Source organism: Arthrobacter sp. UYNi723, from assembly GCF_054057635.1.
Genome location: NZ_JBSRZM010000013.1, coordinates 97794 through 116229, shown reverse-complemented (window position 1 = coordinate 116229; position 18436 = coordinate 97794). Strand labels below are relative to the sequence as shown.

Genomic DNA, 18436 nt, shown 5'->3' with positions numbered 1-18436 from the left:
TCCATCGCCTCCGAGAACGACCCCGTCACATCCGCTGTCACCGCCACACCAGTTGCCCCATCAGTCGGAGAGGTACCCGTCACGGTCGGAGCCGTCGTATCCCCACCACCACCGCTGGGGTCGTGAAAGTGCCAGTACCGGCTTGTGGCGTTCACATCGGCGAGCACCAGCAGACCGCTGTTGGCCGTGCCCCGCGCCGCGCTGTTGAGGTTCTGCTTTGTCGACGTCACGTTGTGGACATACTGGTCGGCGTCCACGATACGAGCCGTCTTCGCGGTAGTGAAGTTGATGCTGTCCAGCGACGTGGACTTCTCGTAGATCGCACCCCCCGACGTAGTGCAGACACCAGCGTTCGTCGTGCCACTCGGCTTCGGATAGGTAGCGAAGGTACGCAGCCTCTGCGTGCTCTCATCAATCAGGACGATCACCCGGTTCGGGCATTCGGACACAGGCGCGATCGGGTGCGCCGACCACGTCGTACCACTCAATGCCAACAGCTGGATCAGCGGCTGAGGCGCCGCCGTGAACGACGTCTTGACGGCGGCGAAAACCCGGTCACCCGAGGAGTCCAGCCACTTCAAGTTCATATGGTCATCAGCGCTGCGCTGCCCCGACACCGCCGCGACAGGAGTGGTCCAGGTGGTGTTCGACGCTCCGTCGACGTGGTAGCTCCAGTACATGCCGTCGGTGACGTCACCAACCTGCCGGCTCCACATCAGACCCATCTTGCCGGGTCCGAATGCGATCACAGCCGAGGTGTCGTCCACAGATACGTTGCTCAACGACGCCGGATGCGGGAACGGCGTCCCCCAGGTCTTGCCATCCGTGCCAGTGACGTTCAAATAGATCCGGTTCCCCTGCTGCCACGTGGCCCACACCCGACCAGTCGAGTCCTTATCGATGGTCAGGACCTCAACTTTATAGTTGTTGATCTGTGTAGAACTCAGCAGCGAGTATGTCTTCGTACTCGAGTTGTAGCTGTAACGCCGCATCAAAGTCGGGAAGTTCGGCTCAGCAGGCAGACCGTCGTTGACGAACTGATGGCTCGCCACATACAATGTCGCTCCGTCCCACAACACGTCATGATGAGTGTTCGCCCGCGTCTCCGTCGCCACACCCGTATTGACCCACGAGCTCGTCGCGGCATTGAACCGGAAGATATGAAAATCCGAGCTGGCAGTGTCCCACAGGTTCCCCCACCAGACCCCGTCGTTGAACCACAACGCACTCTCCGCCCGCTTCGTACCCGTCGGCGTCCCCGTCCCCGAATGCGACGGGCCCTCGACCCCAACATCACCCGGAGCTGCCGACGCCGCGACCGGCACCACCAGAGCGCCCAGCGCAACCAGCAGTGCTGTCAGCAGTGCATGGAGCCGCAGATTCCGCGACCCGCGTAGACGAAGACCAGCCGAGCGACCACCTCCCCGCGTTACGCCTAGGGTGCTAAGGACGAGTGCCTGGCTTAGCCACTTGACGGGCCTATTTATCTTCATGGCTGATCTCCTGGGTTCTTGGATGTCACGCCTGAGCTCCGCATATGCGTCGACAGAAACGACGGCAGAAGCCCTAGGCACCAAGCGTAGGAGCGCCCAATGAGGCGCACAATGACAGCCCTGTACCTAATAATTACTGTGTTCCTAATACCCCATACCTAAAGAATTCACCCGTTGGTAAATCCCTGTACTTACGAACAGTCAGCGGGAGTGCCCTTAAAAGCGAGTACTGACTACTCGTGATAGCTCATGGAGCGCCACGTAGGCTCTTTGCACGGCCAGAGTCAATGGCAATAAATGCGAGCTGGGCCAGAGACCAGACCCATGACCGGATGAAGCGCTAGTGCCGCGCTCAACTTCCGAGCTGAGTGCGGAGTTGACTAAATCCGCAAGCGTCATGAAGTGGTGAGGTATTTGTCTATTTCAACCCAGCTCCCAATAACATTCCCGATGCTGGCCTTTGAAGCTCCGAGGGCGTCAGTCAGTGTCGTCATTCCCACCCTGAACGAGGCGAGGAATATCCCGTGGGTTCTTCGCCGGATTCCCTCGTATGTGGACGAGGTTGTCATCGTGGACGGCCGTTCCACGGACAACACGGTGGGAGTAGCCCGCGCTATCCGCGACAACCTTGTCATCGTCGATGAGCAGCGCAAGGGTAAGGGCGTGGCCCTCCGTTCGGGTTTTGCCGCAGCCTCAGGGGACATCATTGTCATGCTGGATGCGGATGGCAGCATGGATCCCCAGGAGATCGGCTGGTTCGTTGCCCCGCTTCAGCACGATTTCGACTTCGTTAAGGGTTCGCGCCATGTCACGGGCGGAGGATCCGAAGACCTGACCCGGCTGAGGAAGGCCGGCAACCGCGCTCTGACCGGATTGGCCAATGCGGTCCTGCATAGCAACTATTCTGACCTTTGCTATGGATATATTGCGTTTCGGAGGGAATGCCTGGAGATCCTTCAGCTGGAATCGGACGGCTTTGAAATTGAGACCGAGCTGATTGTCCGGGCGGCAAAGGCCGGTCTGCGCATTGCCGAAGTCCCCAGCCTGGAGCTGGACCGGATCTCGGGCGCGTCGAACCTGCAGACGTTCCGTGATGGCTGGCGGGTACTGGGAACGCTGGCGCGCGAATGCACCATGTGGGAGGCGCCCACCGCAGGCGCCAGACCTGAAGCCCTCCGCCGGGTGAAATATACCTACGCAAATGTCAGTGTCCCGCGGACGCCTATGGATCCCCAAACGGTTCTCTCCGCGGCTCGGGGAGGCCAGCATGTTTAGCCTTAACCCGCCGCCGACGGCCTCTATTGTCATTTGTACCTACACCGCGAAGCGTTGGGACCTGCTACTGGATGTCATCGAGTCCGTCCGGGCCCAAACGGTCGCGCCCCACGAGATTCTGGTGGTCATTGACCACAACGAGGCTCTGTATGAGCGGCTCATCGAGATCGTGGACAACGTGACAGTAGTTGAGAGCTCCGGCCCCCCGGGGCTCTCAGGCGCACGAAATACCGGGGTGGGCCTGGCAGATTCCGACGTCGTGGCTTTCTTGGACGACGACGCCGAAGCCGCGCCGGACTGGCTGGAGCGGCTGCTCGCCCTTTATGACGATCCTGATGTCCTGGCCGTCGGCGGCCGCGTGGAACCGGTGTGGGAAACGGGCCGTCCGGGCTACTTCGGTGAAGAGCTCGACTGGATCGTAGGATGCAGCCACCGCGGAATGCCCAAGGTGGCCGCCGAGGTCCGGAACGTCATCGGCGCAAACATGTCCTTCAGGCTCGAAGTCCTCCGGCAGGTGGGCGGATTCAATGTCTCCCTCGGCCGGCAGGGCACGAAACCGCTTGGCTGCGAGGAGACCGAAATCTGCATCCGCTCCAAGATGGGCGCGCCTGGGTCACGGATCGTCTACGAGCCGGCCGCTCTGGTTCGTCACCACGTCCCTGCCGACAGGGGAACCATCCCCTACATGCTGTCGCGTTCCTGGTCCGAAGGTATCTCCAAAGCCCAGGTCAGCCAGATCGTTGGCCACAAGCGGGCACTCGGCCCTGAGCGGCGCTACGTCCGGAGCGTACTGCCACGGGCCGTTTTTGCGGGAGTGCGCGATTGGGGCCGGGGCGACAACCCCCAGGGCTTGGGCCGCGCGGGTGCGGTGATGGCCGTTTTGGCGTGCACTGCCGCTGGCTATCTGCGAGGGCGCCGGGTCGCGCATATCGAGGGCCGCGCATCGGCCGGGACAGCGCTCATAGGCACACCATGGAGGGAGGTCCAGTGAGCGAACGCGTCGACGAACCTAGCCCGGTCGAGGAGCGGGCTGCACTGAAGCTGGCCCCCGCCATGGAGTGCGCCTTGCCGCCGGAGTGCTTTCCCTGCCTCATTCCTGATCGATAGGGTGGGCTGGGACGCCGACCCATGTTTCGCCGTCGGGTACGTTGCTCAACACTGCCGCCCCCATGCCAACAGTCGCGTAGGACCCCACTGAAGTCCGTGCACGGACGCTGGAATTCAGTCCCAGGTAGGCCGCCCGGCCGATCCGGACTCCGCCGCCCAGCGACACACCGGCGGCGAACGTCGCGAAGTCCGCCACGTCGTCGTCGTGCGTGAAAGTCACGGACGGCATGGCCACAACATGCGCCCCAAGCGTGACCGAAGCCGTCAGCGTCACATTCCGCAGCAGGATGCTGCCCCGGCCGATCCGGCAACCCTCGGGGCACTCCACGGTGGGGTCGATCGCAGTGGCGTACCGGGCATCGCGCACGCCCTGGGCCGCCAGCCGTTCCACCACGGCTTCCCGGGATTTTCCCGAGGCCAGGCATACCAGCACCAGTGCGTGCGTGAACTTGTAGGCGTCGTCAATGGTCCCCAGGACCGGCGCGCCGTCCACGGTGATGCCTGCCATTTCCTTGTCGTCATCGAGCAGCCCGACGACGTCGTACTGCCCGCTGGCGCGGACCATGGTCAGGACCTCCCGGGCCAGCCCGCTTGCTGCGATCAGCACGAGTTCGCTCACCGGCGTACACCGGCGGCCGCCCGTACGCTGTTCATGACCCGGTTCAGGCCCACGTTGTCTAGGCCGTGGAAAATCGGGAGAACTAGGGTCCGGTCCGTCAGCCGTTCGGTGTTCTGGAGCCCTGCGTTGCCAGTTTCGCGCCACCGGTAGGCAGGCTGCCGGTGAGCCGCCATGGCGCCGCGGCGCGCCGAAATTCCGGCATCGGCCAGGCGGGCCAGGAGCCCTTCGCGGTCAATGGCGAAATCCGGGAGGACTTCGACCCAAAAGGACTGGAAGTTGGCCGTCCCGTACGGTGGGTCGGCCACAAACCGCAGACCCGCCAGGCCGGAAAGCCCTGCCTCATACTTCGCGGCGATCTCCCGGCGGCGAGCCACTATCTCGCCCAGCCGGCCCAGCTGCACGATGCCGACCGTGGCCTGCAGATCCGTCATCTGGTAGTCGAAGCCGACCTCGACGTACACCTCCGGCGCGGCAATGCGGGATCCGCGACGGTCCGCCGCCGGCACGTTCAGGGAGTGGCCGCGGAGGCTCCGGGCCCGTGCCGCCCAGTCCGCCCGGTGGGTTGTCAGCATGCCGCCCTCGCCAGTAGTCAGCACATTGTCCTGGTGGAACGACCACACGGAAATATCGGCCCCCGTGCCCACGGGCCTGCCCTTGTATTCCGAGCCAACGGCGCAGCCGGCGTCTTCGATCACAGTGATTTCGTGACGGTCGCACAGTTCGCGGACGGGGTCCAGGTCAACGGGCACGCCGGACTGGTCCACCACGATCACGGCTCGCGTGTCCAGGGTCAATGCCGCCCGGACCGTGGCCGCCGTCACAGTCCCGGTGGCGGGGTCCACGTCGCAGAAAACCGGCCGAGCCCCGATATACGTCACCGCATTCGCCGTGGCGATGAAGGCCAGCGACGGCACCACCACGTCATCGCCGGGACCGATGCCGGCCACTATCAGCGCCAAGTGCAGCGCGGTGGTACTGCTGGAGGTTGCGACGGCGTGGCGCACTTCTTGAGAGGCGCTGAACCTCGCCTCGAACTCCCTGACCTTGGGCCCTTGCGAGAGCAGACCGGTGGCCAGGACGTCCGCCACGGCTCGGGCTTCTTTGTCGCCGAGCCAGGGTTCCATGACGTTGATGCGGGCAAGGACGGTTTCCGCAGTCACCGTGCACCGACCTTCCTGGTGGCCGTTCTCATGTCCGAGTCCTTCCCACGTGCAGCTCCGGGATGTGCATTGCCTATTGCAAAATTAGTCCGTTCCGTCCCGTTCCGGTGCGGAACGGAGGCGGTACTGCGGGCGCTGACCGGGAACAATGCGGGAACTGCGGGTACCTGCAACGCCGGCGCCTCAGCCGGGGGCCCGGCGGCGGAATGTACCCCATCAGGGGGCACGCCGCCCGGCTACTGTCCTAGACGGCAGGAAGGACGAACGGCTCCTTAGCCAGGGCGGCTTCCTTGCCGGCCGCAAGGGCCGTCAGCTGGGCTCGTGATTCGACTCCGAGCTTCCTGTAAATCGCAGTCAGGCGCACCTCCACGGTACGGACGGACACATAGAGGGTGGCCGCGATTTCCTTGTTCCGCATCCCGCGGGCCACCATTCGCGCCAGCACGCGTTCGTGGTCTGCAAGCATCAGCATCGCCGGATTGTCGGGCGTGCCGGCTGGTTCCACCCGCTCGTCGAGCAGCAGCGAGTCCACGTGCTGGGCCCAGGCACGGGCACCCGCTTCGTCGAACATCACTTTGGCACGAAGCAGACCGTCCCGGGCGCTCCGAAGGCGGCCGAAGGCGTTGAGGCGTTCGGAGTAGCAGAGCAGTGTCCTGGCGCGTTCCAGCAGGGATTCCTGGGCGTTCCTGCCTGCAAGTGCATCATTGAACATCTGGAGGGACTGCTCGCCGTCAGCCAGCATCGCCCGGCTCCGGGCAACCGCCATCATGAGCCAGGGCGAACGCAGGCCCACCGCCCGGCTTTCCAAGTGCCACAGTGCCTGGGCGGCTTCCCTGTGCCTGCCCAGCCTGACCAGGACTTCCACCAGATCGGCCTCACAGCGCAGCAGAGTCGGGTTGCTGAAGGCCTGGCCGATCTCCGCTGCCCGGGACAGCTGCGCGAAGGACTCGGCGAGATTTCCGCGCATGAGGGCAAAATGCCCCTGGCACGCGGCCAGTTGCGCCGTGATGGCCGGGTGGCTTTCCGCCCCGGAGAAGTGCTGTGCGTCTGTTGCGTAGGCGTGGGCGAGTTCCTCGTTTCCGAGCGCATTGGCCCGCCAGACCCGGAAGACGTGCCGCATTCCACGGTGGTATTTGGTTTCCGGTTCGGCCAGTTCAAGGTCCTCGATCAGTTTCACGGCTTTCCGGACGTTGCCGGCACGGATTTCGTTGTCCACAGCAAAGAAAGCGGCGGTTTCCCGCCAATTGACGGTATTGGCCTCCAGGACGTTCCGCACCCGGGCAAAGGCCTCCTGGGCGGCAGCATGGTGTTCGGCATAGGCCAGCGCGCGGCCCTGTACCAGAAGGGCCGCCACCGTTTCGTTCCCGCCGTCGGGCTTGCGGCCGAACTGTCCGGACTTCCCGCCGATCACCTCGATGAGTCGCCGGGCGCTCTCCGCCAGCGCCAGGCAGTCGGGGGAGGCATGGTCCAGGTACTTCTCGGCGTACTGCACCAGGCCGGCGGCATCCTCAAGCTCCCAACGGTCCGCGTAGTACAGCGCACCGGCCACGAGCAGGCGGGCTGCAAATGCCGGATCATGCTGTCCGAATTCCTTCACCAGCCGGAGCACCATGCTGGAGCGCACGGCGCCGCCCTGGATGAACTGGATCTCGAAGGCGAGGCCTGTCAGTCGAAGGACCAAGGCAGGGTTCCGCGTCACCCGCTGGGCCCAGTCCAGGTAGCGCTTGGCGTAGACGAACTCACCCCTGTTCAACAGCAGTTCGGCCACCGTGGTGAGCCTGGCGGTGGTCTCCGCTTCCCAGGGGTTGATCGTCAGGGCCCGTTCAATGTACTCGACGGCGAAGGGCACCTCGCCGCTTCGGATCAGGTCAACGGCAAACCGGAGCAGGCCAAACGGAGTCTGCCGCTCCAAAGCGGTAAAACTCAGATGCCAGCGGTGGGCATAGGGGTCCGCGGGCTCCGCCGCGGCCGCCATGGCACGGTGGCTGGCGGTCCGCGTTGCCGGTGTCATGGCAGCATAAACGTAGCCCCGGAGCAGCTGGTCCTGGATCCTCAGGTGTGGTCCGGACCTGTTGACCATGCCATTTGCCAGCAGTTCGTCGATCCCGCCCCACAGTTGGTCGTATGCCCGTTCCAGGGTGGCGATATCGCTGCGGCAGGACAGCGAGAGGAGGTCCAGGACCTGCCTCGCACCTGGCGAGAGCCCGCCCACGGTGGCGGCGAACTCGGCCTCGAAGCTGCCTTTGCCGGGGAGCGGGACGGGGAGTGCGTATTTTCCCTCGGCCTGGCGTTCCAGCAGCAGCCCAAAAAGCTCGACGGCGGCGAGCGGGTTCCCCTGGGTGGCCGCGGCAACTGCATGGACCGCCGCTGTCGCGGTCTGCCGAGCCGGAATGGACTCCAACATGCGGACCGTGTCGTTGTAGCTCAGCGGCGCCAGCTGGAGGGCCGGCAGGGAGGCGAAGGGACTTTCGGCAGTCTCTTCCCGCACACTCATAAACAGTGCCATGTCCGTCCCGGTCAGCCGGCGTGCCAGGTAGCCGATCACGGCCTGGCTGCTGGGGTCCAGCTGGTCGGCATCATCGATGACGATGACCGTCCGGGATGACGAGCGCTGGTGCAGCCCGTTGAGCAGCATGGTGGAGACAGTGGGGACGTTCATGGCGCCGCTGGAATCGCGCAGCAGTTCATCGGCGAAACGGTTAAGGACGGGGTCGTCGATGCCGGTGAGGAGCGCAGTAAGGCCGGAGAGCGGCCAGTCGGACTCGGACACGCTCGCGGTGAGAAAAACGGTCCGGAAGTCGGAGAGGCGGGGAATCTCGGACAGGAGGGCGGATTTGCCCATCCCGCGCCGGCCCACCACCTTGAGGGCTGAATCTTTAGGACCCCGGATTACGGAGAGTATCCGGTCCAATTCCCTGCTTCTGCCTATTAACGACATGTGGTCCCCATCCATCGAAGAAGGAGACCGAACTGCTTGCTCTATCCAAAATCCTGGGTCCATCCAGCCGCTTGCGCGACACGCGGACCGGCTTTCCTGGCCGCGTCATTGCGTCCAGCACGGTACCCAGCCGTTCTTGCAAATATAGCCCTGTTCCGCGGCGGGCACCAGAGACTTTTGCCTCATGCGCGGAGCCTGTTTCCCGGGTTATCCACATAGCCCGCCGGACGCTTCCGGCGACGCGCGCGCTACGCGTAGCCTTGAGTCAAGCGCGAATCGCCTATCCGGTCCAAATGCACTAAGATATTGAAGTCTGTGCTGCGCCCTGCCTCCGTTCTGTTGGCCGGGCATCGCACGGCATCGCAAATGAACCTCCTGTTACGGAAATGCCGTAACCGCTTAGCCCAAAGGAGGTGGGTTCACATATGCGTCCTTACGAATTGATGGTAATCATCGACCCCGAGGTCGAAGAGCGTACCGTTGAGCCGTCGCTTCAGAAGTTCCTGAACGTCATCACCAACGATGGTGGAACCATCGAAAAGGTTGACATCTGGGGCCGTCGTCGACTGGCTTACGAAATCAAGAAGAAGTCCGAGGGTATCTACGCCGTGGTGAACTTCACCGCCAAGCCGGACACCGCCAAGGAACTTGACCGCCAGCTGTCTCTTAACGAGACCATCATGCGCACCAAGATCACCCGCCCCGAAGAGCAGAAGGTTGTTGCTGAGTAATTTCAGCTCCGATTTTCATTCTTTACCCCGCAGGATCGAATTCTTCACCCAGGATCGAACAAGGAGGCAGTAGATGGCAGGCGAAACCACTATTACGGTCATCGGTAATCTCACCAGTGACCCGGAATTGCGGTTCACACCGTCAGGTTCGGCAGTCGCGAACTTCACCATCGCTTCCACCCCGCGCACCTTTGACCGCCAGTCCAATGAGTGGAAGGACGGGGAAACCCTGTTCCTCCGCGCAGCGGTTTGGCGTGAAGCAGCCGAGAACGTTGCCGAGTCCCTCACCAAGGGCATGCGCGTGATCGTTTCCGGCCGTTTGAAGAGCCGTTCCTACGAAACAAAAGAAGGCGAAAAGCGCACCGTTATCGAGCTCGAAGTCGATGAAATCGGCCCGAGCCTGCGTTACGCCAATGCCAAGGTCAACCGCACCCAGCGCTCCGGCGGTCAGGGTGGTCAGGGTGGCTTCGGCGGCGGCAACAGCGGCGGTGGCTTCGGAGGCGGCAACACTGGTGGAAACCAGGGCGGCAACTCCGGTGGAAGCTTCGGTGGCGGCAACCAGCCGGCTGCACAGGAGGATCCCTGGGCGACGCCCGGTGTCTCCAATGCAGGTGGTGGCTGGGGCAACGGCCCCGATTCCGAACCTCCCTTCTAAACCAATCATTTAGGCCCGACGCCGGGACCGCCGAAAGTGCCGCAAGGCACCTGACGTGGCTGCCGCCGTCGGACCACCACCATCCCGTGGATCAACATCCACGGGCTCCATAGAATAGGAGCTCCACGATGGCTAAGGCTGAACTCCGTAAGCCCAAACCAAAGTCCAACCCCTTGAAGGCCGCTGACATCACTGTCATCGACTACAAGGACGTAGCATTGCTGCGCAAGTTCATCTCCGACCGCGGAAAGATCCGCGCCCGTCGCGTCACTGGCGTCACGGTGCAGGAACAGCGCAAGATCGCCCAGGCAATCAAGAACGCCCGCGAAGTTGCACTGCTGCCCTACTCCGGCGCTGGCCGCGGCTAAGGAAGGGACTGACTAACATGGCAAAGCTCATTCTGACCCACGAAGTAACCGGTCTCGGTGCCGCTGGCGACGTTGTCGAGGTCAAGGACGGTTACGCACGTAACTACCTGCTGCCCCGCAACTTCGCCCTGACCTGGTCGAAGGGTGGCGAGAAGCAGGTTGAGTCCATCAAGACTGCCCGCGCCGCCCGCGAGCACGCTTCCCTGGAAGACGCTCAGAAGCAGGCCGCTGCACTCTCCGCCAAGCCGGTCAAGCTCGTCGTCAAGGCTGGCGAGACCGGACGCCTGTTCGGCACCGTCAAGCAGGCCGACGTAGCCGACGCTGTTGAGGCCGCTGGCCTTGGCAAAATCGACAAGCGCAAGGTTGAACTGCCGGCACACATCAAGTCGGTTGGTTCCTACCAGGCCAACGTCCGCCTTCACGCTGACGTTGCCGCTGTGATCGAACTCAACGTAGTCGCAGGCAAGTAGCCTTTCCGGTTACGCAGCCTCAAACTGCACAAAAACCCCCGTTGCCTTCACCGGCGGCGGGGGTTTTCTGTGCCCTGCGCTGCGCCGACATGGCACTTGGCGGCAGTGTCGGTGCCCGGGACTGCGGTTAAGTGCCATCTCGCGCGTCAGTCAGGGGCTGTGAAGGGCCGTGGTCACGTGCCTGTAGCCTGACTTGATCAGCTCGGCCAGCACTGCCTGGTCCACGTCCTCGAGCCTGTTCACGTACAGGCACCCCGCACCGGTCTTGTGCTTACCGAGCCGGGGCAGCAGTTCCGCAGCCTCGGGCCCGTACGTCAGCCCGTAGAGCGAGAGGCTTGCCTTCCGGGGTGAAAAGCCCACCACCGCCGCATCCCCTTCCCTGCCGCTCTCGTATTTGTAGTGGTACCGCCCAAAGCCCACGATGGTCGGCCCCCACATCTCGGGCTCTTTGCCGGTGATCTCCCTCATGAGCGCCAGCAGCCGCAGGCCATCACGGTGCCTGACAGGGTGCTCCACTGCCGCCAGGAATTCGTCCACTGACGCGCCGGTTGCGTGGGTCCTGTTTTCAGCCATGACGGAAGTCTGGCAGAGCCCAGGTCACTTGTCAGCCGCGCCGGTCCGGGTGGTAGCCTGCGGCGGTGAGCCAGAAAACTCCCCGCGCGCGCCGCCGTCGTCATACCCTGCGTGGTAACTACACCTAGACCTGTCCTGGGTGACGCCCGAGGAGGCTGCCTCGCTCGCCGCTCATATCCTTGCACGCGCGCGTGCAGCCCGCCTCCGGTGCGCTGACACCGGTACGGCTCAGCCACCGTCCGGACGCCAGTACCGCAGCCCGCCGCTGGTGGTGCCGTCGCGGGCGGCGTCGACCACGGCATACGGGAACGCCCGACGGTCCGACTGGTCGGGTCCGCGACCGCGGACGTCCGAACACCACGTGCCGGTGTTGACGTACCGGGTGGGGGACGCCTCGATCGCCGCCTCGAGGGCCCGGTGGGTGTGGCCCGAGACGTACCAGGCCACTCCGGAACCGTGCGCCTCGAGGGTACGTGCGAACCGGCCCGCTGCAGCAGGAGCCTTCTCGCCGGTGACTCTGCGCCCGGCGGCCGAGAGCACTATGCGAGTCGCGGCGACCGGGAGCGCCGACACCGTCCGGAACCGGGACAGGCGCGCCAGGTCCCGAACGGCCACCCCGTCGAGCGCGAGCCGCAGTGACTCGCCCTGCAACAGCTCGTCGTACGCGGGCTCCCGAATGCGACGTTCCGCCAGCTCCGACGCCAGGCACGACCGGGCAACGGCCCCGGCACGGCCCAGGCGCGACCTCGACGGATGGGCGTGCCAGGCGGCGAGCGGCGGAAGGTCCAGCTCGTCGGTGCCGTTGACCGCCGCGCGGAGCACCTCGGGAATCCGGTGCAGCGCGTGGTGCTGGTGCCCGTGCTCGGCCACGAGCACATGGGGCACGTGCAGGAACCACGGGTGCACCCGGACCCGCGTGGGCTCTGCGGGGGACAGCAGCGCCGACAGGCGGGCCGCAACCGAGGGCCGGGCCAGCTCCACATCGTGGTTTCCGCACACGAAGTGCAGCTGCACGCCGCGCGCCGCACACTCCTCCAGCGCCCGGAACGTCTCGAGATGTCGGACGAGGATGGACTCGAGCCGGGCCAGGCTCTCGTCCTCATTGACCCCAGCCAGCTCGAACGTGTCACCGACAAAGACGACGTGCTGCTGCAGACCGGAGGCAGCGAGCACCTCGCGGCGCAGGAAATCGGGCAGCACTTTGCCGGGGCACCGGGGGTCGTCGTCGGACACACCCAGGTGCAGGTCGCTGAGGAGCCACCACCGTGCCGGGCGGCTCACGCTAGCAGTTCCAACACACGTGGAAGGAAGAAGAGCAGGGACACCATCCACATGACGGCCACGACCCTGCGGCTCACTGTCCGGCCGAGTAGCCTCGGACGTGTCGTGGGCTGACCGGCTTCCGGCCCAACGCGTCGGACCTCAAGCCCGACGAGGGTAACGAGCAGGGCGAGGGTGACGACCAGCGCGGCTGTCGCGAGCAGTACCGACAGATCGATCATGAAACGGCCTCCTGTCGTGCGCGTGCTATGCACGCGAGGATGGTGATGACGCCCATCGTGACAACGCATGCCTGCCACGACCACACAGCGAGGTAGAACATCGCCGTGGACACCGCCGTGAGGGCGGCGAGGCCAAGCGCCAGGACCAGCAGCGCGCGGAGCGCGAAGTCGGTAACCGGCGTGAGGCGGGCCAGTGCCTGCCCTGGAAGCAGGATGAGGACGGCTATCGCGGCGACCGCCTGCAGCGGTGTCGGCAGCCCGAGGAGCGTCACCAGCGACAGTGCGACGGCCGCGAGACCGAGCACCGCGGTGGGCCGGCTGATGCCGGCGTTCATGGTGTCACCCGGTAAACGCGTGCGTCAACGTTGCTGAACACGAGCTCCACGCCGTCCTGCGCGCTCAACCACGCCTCCAGCTCGTCGAAGCTGCCCTCGCTGCTGACGCCCCGGAGCACGAGACTCGCCTCCGACGAGCGCGTGAGCAGCACGACGGCACCGGCAGGGTTGTCCCTGGCGTCTTCGTAGACGAGTGGGCCGCACGTCGCCGTCGACAAGTCGGACTTGCACATGAAGTCGATCGTCCGGTACCGGTGTTCGAGGTATGCCTCGCTGCGCCACGGCGTCGGGGTGGACGCCGAGATGATCATCGAGCCGGGGGGCGCGAGACGCTTCACAGCGGCGACGGCGGTGATCTCATTGTCGGTGAAGACGTCATACTGGGCGTTCCCGAACCGGCCTGTCACGGTCATCCCGGCCAGCAGGAGGCACGTGAGCACAAGGCCACCCGCGGCGCGGGAGGAGGGGCGTGTGCTGCCGTCCGCGGGAAGCAGGACCGAGCACGCCTGCAGGGCGATGAAGGGCAACGCGAAAAGCGAGACGCGGATGAGCATCTCCCCGCCGTACAACTGCACGGGGAAGAGCAGCAGTGGGGTGACGGCGAGGAGGACCACCCGGATGTCGAGACGCCCCCTGCGCCAGTCGCGCACGGCCCCCGCCGTGGCGAGCGCCCACAGCACGAGGGTGAGAAGGACCCTGACCTGCACCACGAGCACGTGGCCGGCAGTCCCGCTCACGCGGTCGACGACGTTGGCGTCGATCGCGGCCAGCAGTCCTCCTTCCGCCAGGGGTGGGTTTCCGGCGAGGTATGCACTGGCGGGAAAGACGAGCCAAAGCGCCAGCACGACCGCGGTGATCAGGGGCAGCCGGCTGGGCCAGACACGTCCGCTCAAGGTGAGAGCGGTAACGGTGATGAGCACCAGGAACGGCGTCAGCTGATGGCTCGCACTGATGACCGTTATGAGCAAGAGGGTCACCGCGAGGGCGCTCACCCGGTGCCCCGGCCGGTGCTCTGCGGGCGACCGCCCTAGCCACCACGCCGTCAGGTCGGCGCGTCCGAAGCCGAGAAACTTAGGGGTCCGCGCGGCCAGCGGGCCAAGGACCAGCGCGATCACGACGAGGTACAGGAAGAAGCCGAAGGCCTGGGGAGACAAGTAGTCCTGGTCCTGCCAGTTGCCGAGGCAGAAGATCCAGAGCACGAGCCAGCGCCGCCGCGGATCGCGCGTCAGGTAGCCCGTCAGCACACTCAGGGCAGCGAGCCACAGTCCCATGTTGAGCACCGGTGCCCACAGGGCAACGGTCACCGGGTCGAGACCGGTCGCCTTCAGCACCGTCGCCAGAAGGGCGAAGAAACCCGGCCAGTTGAAGTAAGCATCGATGTCGGGGTCGATCCCCTCGGTGCGCGAGAGGGCGTCCGCAATGCCGAGATGACGGAACGCGACCTCACCCCGCGGTACGTCCGTCACGAAGGCTGCGGTCCCGAAGAGCACGAGCACCAGCACCACGACCAGCCACAACATGACCGGGCGGCGCGCAGGGCCCGCGGCATCTCCGCGCAGCGCCACGATGAAGGCGACGTTCAGGATCAGAACCCCCACCCAGAACGGGTAGGGGAGCACGGCGGCGAGCCCCAGATCGCTGCTAACGGGCACTGCCACCGTGGACGCGGCCCACACGGCAAGAGCCAGTGACACTACTCCCGCCAGTGCGCACCACACGTCACGGGGCTTCCAGCGTCCCTGGATGCGTTTGGGTGCTTCAATTGTGGTGGTCATCGTGACTCCTTCGTGATGCGCCGGAGAACGGCGACTAACCGGAGGCCGGCCGCAACGGCCCCAGTGGAGAGCACCACCAGCCACGCAAGGGCCATGGCGCCGGGGCCCGTTCCGGCGACGAACAGCGCTGAGGTGCAGAGGGCGACTCCGAGCGTCACGCCTACTACGATCGGCTCTGTGTAGCGGCCGAGAGCCCGGCACACGGCGTTGTACGCCTGCAGCACCGCGTACGGCACCAGTCCGGCCGCCAACCACCGCAGAGCGTCCGCGGATGCGTCGGCGTACCGCTCGCCCAGCAGACTGAGCAGCGGGTGAGCGAGGAGGACGAGGACGACTGCCGCCAGACCTCCTACGGCAAGCGACCAACGGAGACTCGCCCAGGTTGTAGACACCAGGCGGTGCGGGTCGCGGACGCCTTCGGAGAACTGGACGATGCCCATCAACATCGGAGCGGAGTAGGCGGCCCAGGCCATCATCCATGCGGGATACCAGTAGGCAGCGATCTCCGGCGCCACCGTGTGGGCCAGCAGGAGCGGCAGCACCAGCCCGGGGGCGCGCTCGGTGAGGGTGAGGAGCTGGTACGGAATACCCACCGCCAGCAGTGGACGGCCGCGCGCCGAGCGCAAGGATGGTCGCGGCCGGTAGCCAATCAGTTTTCGCAGCTGGATCACACCGACGACGCACGCCACCGTATTCCCGAGGGTCCAGCAGGCCATTACGACGTCGGCGGAGGCGCCGTGCGCCTGCCAGGACACGAGCGCTGCAGCCCCGAGTGAAACCCCGCCGCCCAACGCGTACCTCAAGGTCGCGCTGGCACCGCGTCCCAACGCCACGAGCGCCTGGTCCAGCACAATCACCAAGGTGCCGGTGACGGCAGCCGCGAGGAACGTAAGCCAGAAGAGAACCGATGCCGACGCCGTGTCCGGCGCCACAGCCGACTGCAGCACGAGGTAGCCGAGGGCCAGCACGGTGCCGGCTACCCCCACGATGGCGAACGCCGCGTCCAGCACCCGTGCGGGGGGCTCTCCTCGCCCCACCGCGACGATTACGGCCGACCCGGCACCCAGCACCGCGAGCTGCGTGCAGATCATCACTGCCGCGACCGCGGCCATGGTGAGCCCGACCTCACGGTCTGACGTCGCGCGCGCGGCCACGACCCAGAAGGCAAAACCCCAGCCAATCTGGGCAGCCTTGCCCACGATGAGGCCGAGCGAGCTCCGCAAGGCGGAGTGCCGGACGGTCGAGGCGTCCCTGACAGTGGTCCCCCGCTCAGCGCTCACGACGCAACCCCTTCGCCAGGCCGGCGTAGTTATACCAGCAGAAGGCGAAGTAGTAGCGCAGCCACCGAGGCTGGCCCGCGGCGAGGCTCAAGGCACTGCCCCGGACTGCCGCGGCGAAGGGCAGTAGCGCCAACCTCGCACCGCGCCAGCCGTGCTTGCGGACCATTCGTCCCAGTCCCGTTCCGTCCATGAGGAACTGGTCGAGCGCGAAGTCGAAGTCGTCTGCGGCGAAACGATGTTCGACGACGACCCGGCGTGACACCGCCGTTCGCAGCCCTGACTCCCGCATCCGCCAACGCAGCTCGATGTCCTCCCCCGACTTGAACGAGTCGTCAAAACCCACGCCCAGCATCAGGTCTCGGTCGACGATCGTCGCCACGAGCCCAAACCAGTTGCGGCTGCGGCCGGTGCGATGGTGATGTGCCAGCGCCTGCCCCCAGTAGCCCGGTCCAGCGACACTCTCCAAGCCGGCCTGGAGGGCGTCGTAGCCGCCCTCGACCAGCTCCGTGAGCAGGTCGGCAACCCCCGCGGGCCCGAACACGACGTCGGCGTCGACGAGCAGGACCCAACGGGTGCTGCTGCTTCGCACACCGAGCGTTCGAGCCCATGGCAGGCCGCGCCCCTCGTCACTCAGGACCCGGGCACCGGCCGCGAGGGCGAGGTCGACGGTGCGGTCGGTGGAGCATCCGTCCACGACGATGATCTCGGCTACACCGGACTGACGCAGGGCCCCCAGGCAGCGCGGGAGCAGGTGCTCCGCGTTGCGGGCCGGAACGACCGCGGTGACCTCGGCAGGGCTGTGACTCTCTGTGTCCCGCACCTCAGGCCTCCTGGTCGAGGACCGACGGCAGCAGCTCCTCGAGATACCGGACGATGTCGTCCGACGCTTCGTCCGCCGTGTACGCGGAGGGCACCTGCAGCAGGTGGCAGGGACGTCCGTCGAGTGCCTTGCTCAGCACGACCCCCTTCGCCGCGAAGTGCTCGCGCCACGGGACGACGGACGTGGCCGCCAGCCCAGTCACGACCCGCTGCGAGAAGCCCGCCATCTCGATGTGGAAATTGCCGATCATGCGGTCGACCATCCACTCGGTCGTCCGCTCGACGATCCGAGACCGGGCGCCCTCGAAGCGCTCGATGTAGATGGCGGCCGCGAGCGGAGCCGACGTCGTCACTTCTCGCCCCGGGAACGCGGTCCCTGCCTCGACCATGCGGTGCTCCGGCGACCATCGCCGGGAGAAGTCCGCGAGGCGCGGATAACGGATGACGTACGGATGCACCACCGTAGTGAGACGGCCGACGCTCCCCGAGAGCCGTGACGGGACGAGGGGCTTCCGGACACCTTCGAACAGGTGCGGGTAGATGTCCCGGTGGTGCGGCTTGATGAACATCGGCTTCGCGTAGCCGAGCAGCGTGGCGTCCTCGGCGAGGAAGGCCCAGTCGTCACCCATGAACGACCACCCCTCGCGCCGCATCAGCTTGGCGGCGGTGCTCGTCTTGCCGGTCCCTCCGGCGGCGGGAAGCGCAATCGCGTGACCCCGGTACGCCATCGTTGCCGCGTGGATCATGCCGGCTCCTCGACCGACCATGGCGGCATCGAGAACAGGGACCACGGAGGTCAACAGCTCGCCCGGCCCGTGAATGCGCCACTGCTCTCCGTCCCTCACGACCTGGACCCGATCGGCTTGGAAACGCACGCTGTTCCCCGTGTACGCGAGCTCGTGCTCGAGCAGACTCGCATCCGGCATCGGCTCCGGCCCGGCATCGACGACGATGTCGGCCGGCCGTTCGGTGTCGGTGGCGAAACACGCCAACATACTCTGGAGCTGGGTCGCTGCCGGCGCCTTTGCGTCGACGCGGATCGTGACGCGGCCGTGGATGTCGAAGTGCAGTGCCTTGGTCTGCCAGGTGCGCATGGTCATCTCCTGTCTGGGTGGTCTCGGTCGGATGGTGTCTCGGCCCCGGCGACTAATCCAGCCAGTGCCCGTAGAGGGATTCCAAACCCCCGGCCGAGTGACTCTGCCCGTAAATTGAGCATATGACCAGCCCGGCCAGGTAAACACCAGTACTGAGTACTCGCTTTTTGTATCGCGTCCTACATAGGGAATTTCGTGCTCCCGCCAGAGCTAGGTGTGGAGGGGCAACGCCGAGTGATCTG

The 18436-nt window shown here is 65.5% G+C and carries 18 protein-coding genes; 6 read left to right on the top strand and 12 right to left on the bottom strand.

Features of this window, described 5'->3' with window-relative positions; translation table 11 throughout:
• A partial coding sequence (locus ACVWY0_RS12080; protein ID WP_485836904.1) for an Ig-like domain-containing domain occupies nucleotides 1-1223 on the bottom strand: 1223 nt, incomplete at its 3' end.
• A 684-nt stretch (nucleotides 1224-1907) separates the two neighbouring features.
• On the opposite strand from ACVWY0_RS12080, the gene ACVWY0_RS12075 reads away from it, so the two are divergent.
• On the top strand, nucleotides 1908-2768 hold the full coding sequence (locus ACVWY0_RS12075) for a glycosyltransferase family 2 protein (RefSeq protein WP_485836903.1): 861 nt from the start codon (nucleotides 1908-1910) through the stop codon (nucleotides 2766-2768).
• Nucleotides 2761-3759: a glycosyltransferase family 2 protein gene (locus tag ACVWY0_RS12070; RefSeq protein ID WP_485836902.1), complete on the top strand. Its 999-nt coding sequence runs from the start codon at nucleotides 2761-2763 to the stop codon at nucleotides 3757-3759. Before ACVWY0_RS12075 ends, ACVWY0_RS12070 begins: the two co-directional genes overlap by 8 nt.
• Nucleotides 3760-3858: 99 nt before the next feature.
• Here ACVWY0_RS12070 and ACVWY0_RS12065 read toward each other — a convergent pair whose 3' ends face one another.
• The 3 genes from ACVWY0_RS12065 to ACVWY0_RS12055 form a co-directional block, all read right to left on the bottom strand.
• Complete coding sequence (locus ACVWY0_RS12065) at nucleotides 3859-4494, bottom strand: NeuD/PglB/VioB family sugar acetyltransferase (RefSeq protein ID WP_485836901.1); 636 nt, start codon at nucleotides 4492-4494, stop codon at nucleotides 3859-3861.
• Nucleotides 4491-5654, bottom strand: coding sequence for a DegT/DnrJ/EryC1/StrS family aminotransferase (locus ACVWY0_RS12060; protein ID WP_485836900.1), 1164 nt, complete (start codon nucleotides 5652-5654; stop codon nucleotides 4491-4493). The genes ACVWY0_RS12065 and ACVWY0_RS12060 overlap by 4 nt, the downstream gene beginning before the upstream one ends.
• Nucleotides 5655-5898: 244 nt before the next feature.
• A complete protein-coding gene (locus tag ACVWY0_RS12055; RefSeq protein ID WP_485836899.1) occupies nucleotides 5899-8592 on the bottom strand; it encodes an AAA family ATPase in 2694 nt (897 codons plus the stop codon).
• A 425-nt stretch (nucleotides 8593-9017) separates the two neighbouring features.
• Here ACVWY0_RS12055 and rpsF point away from each other — a divergent pair, with 425 nt between their 5' ends.
• The 4 genes from rpsF (at nucleotide 9018) to rplI (ending at nucleotide 10816) form a co-directional block, all read left to right on the top strand.
• On the top strand, nucleotides 9018-9323 hold the full coding sequence (gene rpsF / locus ACVWY0_RS12050; RefSeq protein WP_011693941.1) for a 30S ribosomal protein S6: 306 nt from the start codon (nucleotides 9018-9020) through the stop codon (nucleotides 9321-9323).
• A gap of 73 nt (nucleotides 9324-9396) precedes the next feature.
• Entirely contained in the window at nucleotides 9397-9978 is a 582-nt protein-coding gene (locus tag ACVWY0_RS12045) for a single-stranded DNA-binding protein (protein WP_056341689.1), read from the top strand.
• A 128-nt stretch (nucleotides 9979-10106) separates the two neighbouring features.
• Nucleotides 10107-10346, top strand: a complete 240-nt coding sequence (rpsR, locus tag ACVWY0_RS12040) for a 30S ribosomal protein S18 (protein ID WP_003800144.1) — start codon at nucleotides 10107-10109, stop codon at nucleotides 10344-10346.
• A gap of 17 nt (nucleotides 10347-10363) precedes the next feature.
• Nucleotides 10364-10816 (top strand): 50S ribosomal protein L9, encoded by a 453-nt coding sequence (rplI, locus tag ACVWY0_RS12035; RefSeq protein WP_056341694.1) that lies wholly within the window; start codon nucleotides 10364-10366, stop codon nucleotides 10814-10816.
• A 150-nt stretch (nucleotides 10817-10966) separates the two neighbouring features.
• On the opposite strand, the gene ACVWY0_RS12030 is transcribed toward rplI, so the two are convergent.
• The 8 genes from ACVWY0_RS12030 to ACVWY0_RS11995 form a co-directional block, all read right to left on the bottom strand.
• A complete protein-coding gene (locus ACVWY0_RS12030) occupies nucleotides 10967-11389 on the bottom strand; it encodes a DUF1801 domain-containing protein (protein ID WP_485836898.1) in 423 nt (140 codons plus the stop codon).
• Between the two features lie 228 nt (nucleotides 11390-11617).
• A complete protein-coding gene (locus ACVWY0_RS12025; RefSeq protein WP_485836897.1) occupies nucleotides 11618-12670 on the bottom strand; it encodes a hypothetical protein in 1053 nt (350 codons plus the stop codon).
• Complete coding sequence (locus tag ACVWY0_RS12020) at nucleotides 12667-12891, bottom strand: hypothetical protein (RefSeq protein ID WP_252611452.1); 225 nt, start codon at nucleotides 12889-12891, stop codon at nucleotides 12667-12669. Before ACVWY0_RS12020 ends, ACVWY0_RS12025 begins: the two co-directional genes overlap by 4 nt.
• Nucleotides 12888-13226 (bottom strand): hypothetical protein, encoded by a 339-nt coding sequence (locus ACVWY0_RS12015; protein ID WP_104062931.1) that lies wholly within the window; start codon nucleotides 13224-13226, stop codon nucleotides 12888-12890. Before ACVWY0_RS12015 ends, ACVWY0_RS12020 begins: the two co-directional genes overlap by 4 nt.
• Complete coding sequence (locus tag ACVWY0_RS12010) at nucleotides 13223-15001, bottom strand: glycosyltransferase (protein ID WP_485836896.1); 1779 nt, start codon at nucleotides 14999-15001, stop codon at nucleotides 13223-13225. Before ACVWY0_RS12010 ends, ACVWY0_RS12015 begins: the two co-directional genes overlap by 4 nt.
• Nucleotides 14998-16281, bottom strand: coding sequence for an MATE family efflux transporter (locus ACVWY0_RS12005; RefSeq protein ID WP_485836895.1), 1284 nt, complete (start codon nucleotides 16279-16281; stop codon nucleotides 14998-15000). The genes ACVWY0_RS12010 and ACVWY0_RS12005 overlap by 4 nt, the downstream gene beginning before the upstream one ends.
• Complete coding sequence (locus ACVWY0_RS12000; protein WP_485836894.1) at nucleotides 16271-17101, bottom strand: glycosyltransferase; 831 nt, start codon at nucleotides 17099-17101, stop codon at nucleotides 16271-16273. Before ACVWY0_RS12000 ends, ACVWY0_RS12005 begins: the two co-directional genes overlap by 11 nt.
• Before the next feature lies 1 nt (nucleotide 17102).
• Nucleotides 17103-18194 carry a hypothetical protein gene (locus tag ACVWY0_RS11995; RefSeq protein WP_485836893.1) on the bottom strand — a complete coding sequence of 364 codons (1092 nt, stop codon included), beginning with the start codon at nucleotides 18192-18194 and terminating at the stop codon, nucleotides 17103-17105.
• Between the last annotated feature and the right edge of the window lie 242 nt (nucleotides 18195-18436).

Coding starts and splice junctions, on each gene's coding strand:
- ACVWY0_RS12010 (WP_485836896.1), bottom strand. CDS start 15,001: ATGACCACCACAATTGAAGCACCCAAACGCATCCAGGGACGCTGGAAG.
- rpsR (WP_003800144.1), top strand. CDS start 10,107: ATGGCTAAGGCTGAACTCCGTAAGCCCAAACCAAAGTCCAACCCCTTG.
- ACVWY0_RS12070 (WP_485836902.1), top strand. CDS start 2,761: ATGTTTAGCCTTAACCCGCCGCCGACGGCCTCTATTGTCATTTGTACC.
- ACVWY0_RS11995 (WP_485836893.1), bottom strand. CDS start 18,194: ATGCGCACCTGGCAGACCAAGGCACTGCACTTCGACATCCACGGCCGC.
- ACVWY0_RS12030 (WP_485836898.1), bottom strand. CDS start 11,389: ATGGCTGAAAACAGGACCCACGCAACCGGCGCGTCAGTGGACGAATTC.
- ACVWY0_RS12015 (WP_104062931.1), bottom strand. CDS start 13,226: ATGAACGCCGGCATCAGCCGGCCCACCGCGGTGCTCGGTCTCGCGGCC.
- ACVWY0_RS12020 (WP_252611452.1), bottom strand. CDS start 12,891: ATGATCGATCTGTCGGTACTGCTCGCGACAGCCGCGCTGGTCGTCACC.
- rplI (WP_056341694.1), top strand. CDS start 10,364: ATGGCAAAGCTCATTCTGACCCACGAAGTAACCGGTCTCGGTGCCGCT.
- rpsF (WP_011693941.1), top strand. CDS start 9,018: ATGCGTCCTTACGAATTGATGGTAATCATCGACCCCGAGGTCGAAGAG.
- ACVWY0_RS12055 (WP_485836899.1), bottom strand. CDS start 8,592: ATGTCGTTAATAGGCAGAAGCAGGGAATTGGACCGGATACTCTCCGTA.
- ACVWY0_RS12045 (WP_056341689.1), top strand. CDS start 9,397: ATGGCAGGCGAAACCACTATTACGGTCATCGGTAATCTCACCAGTGAC.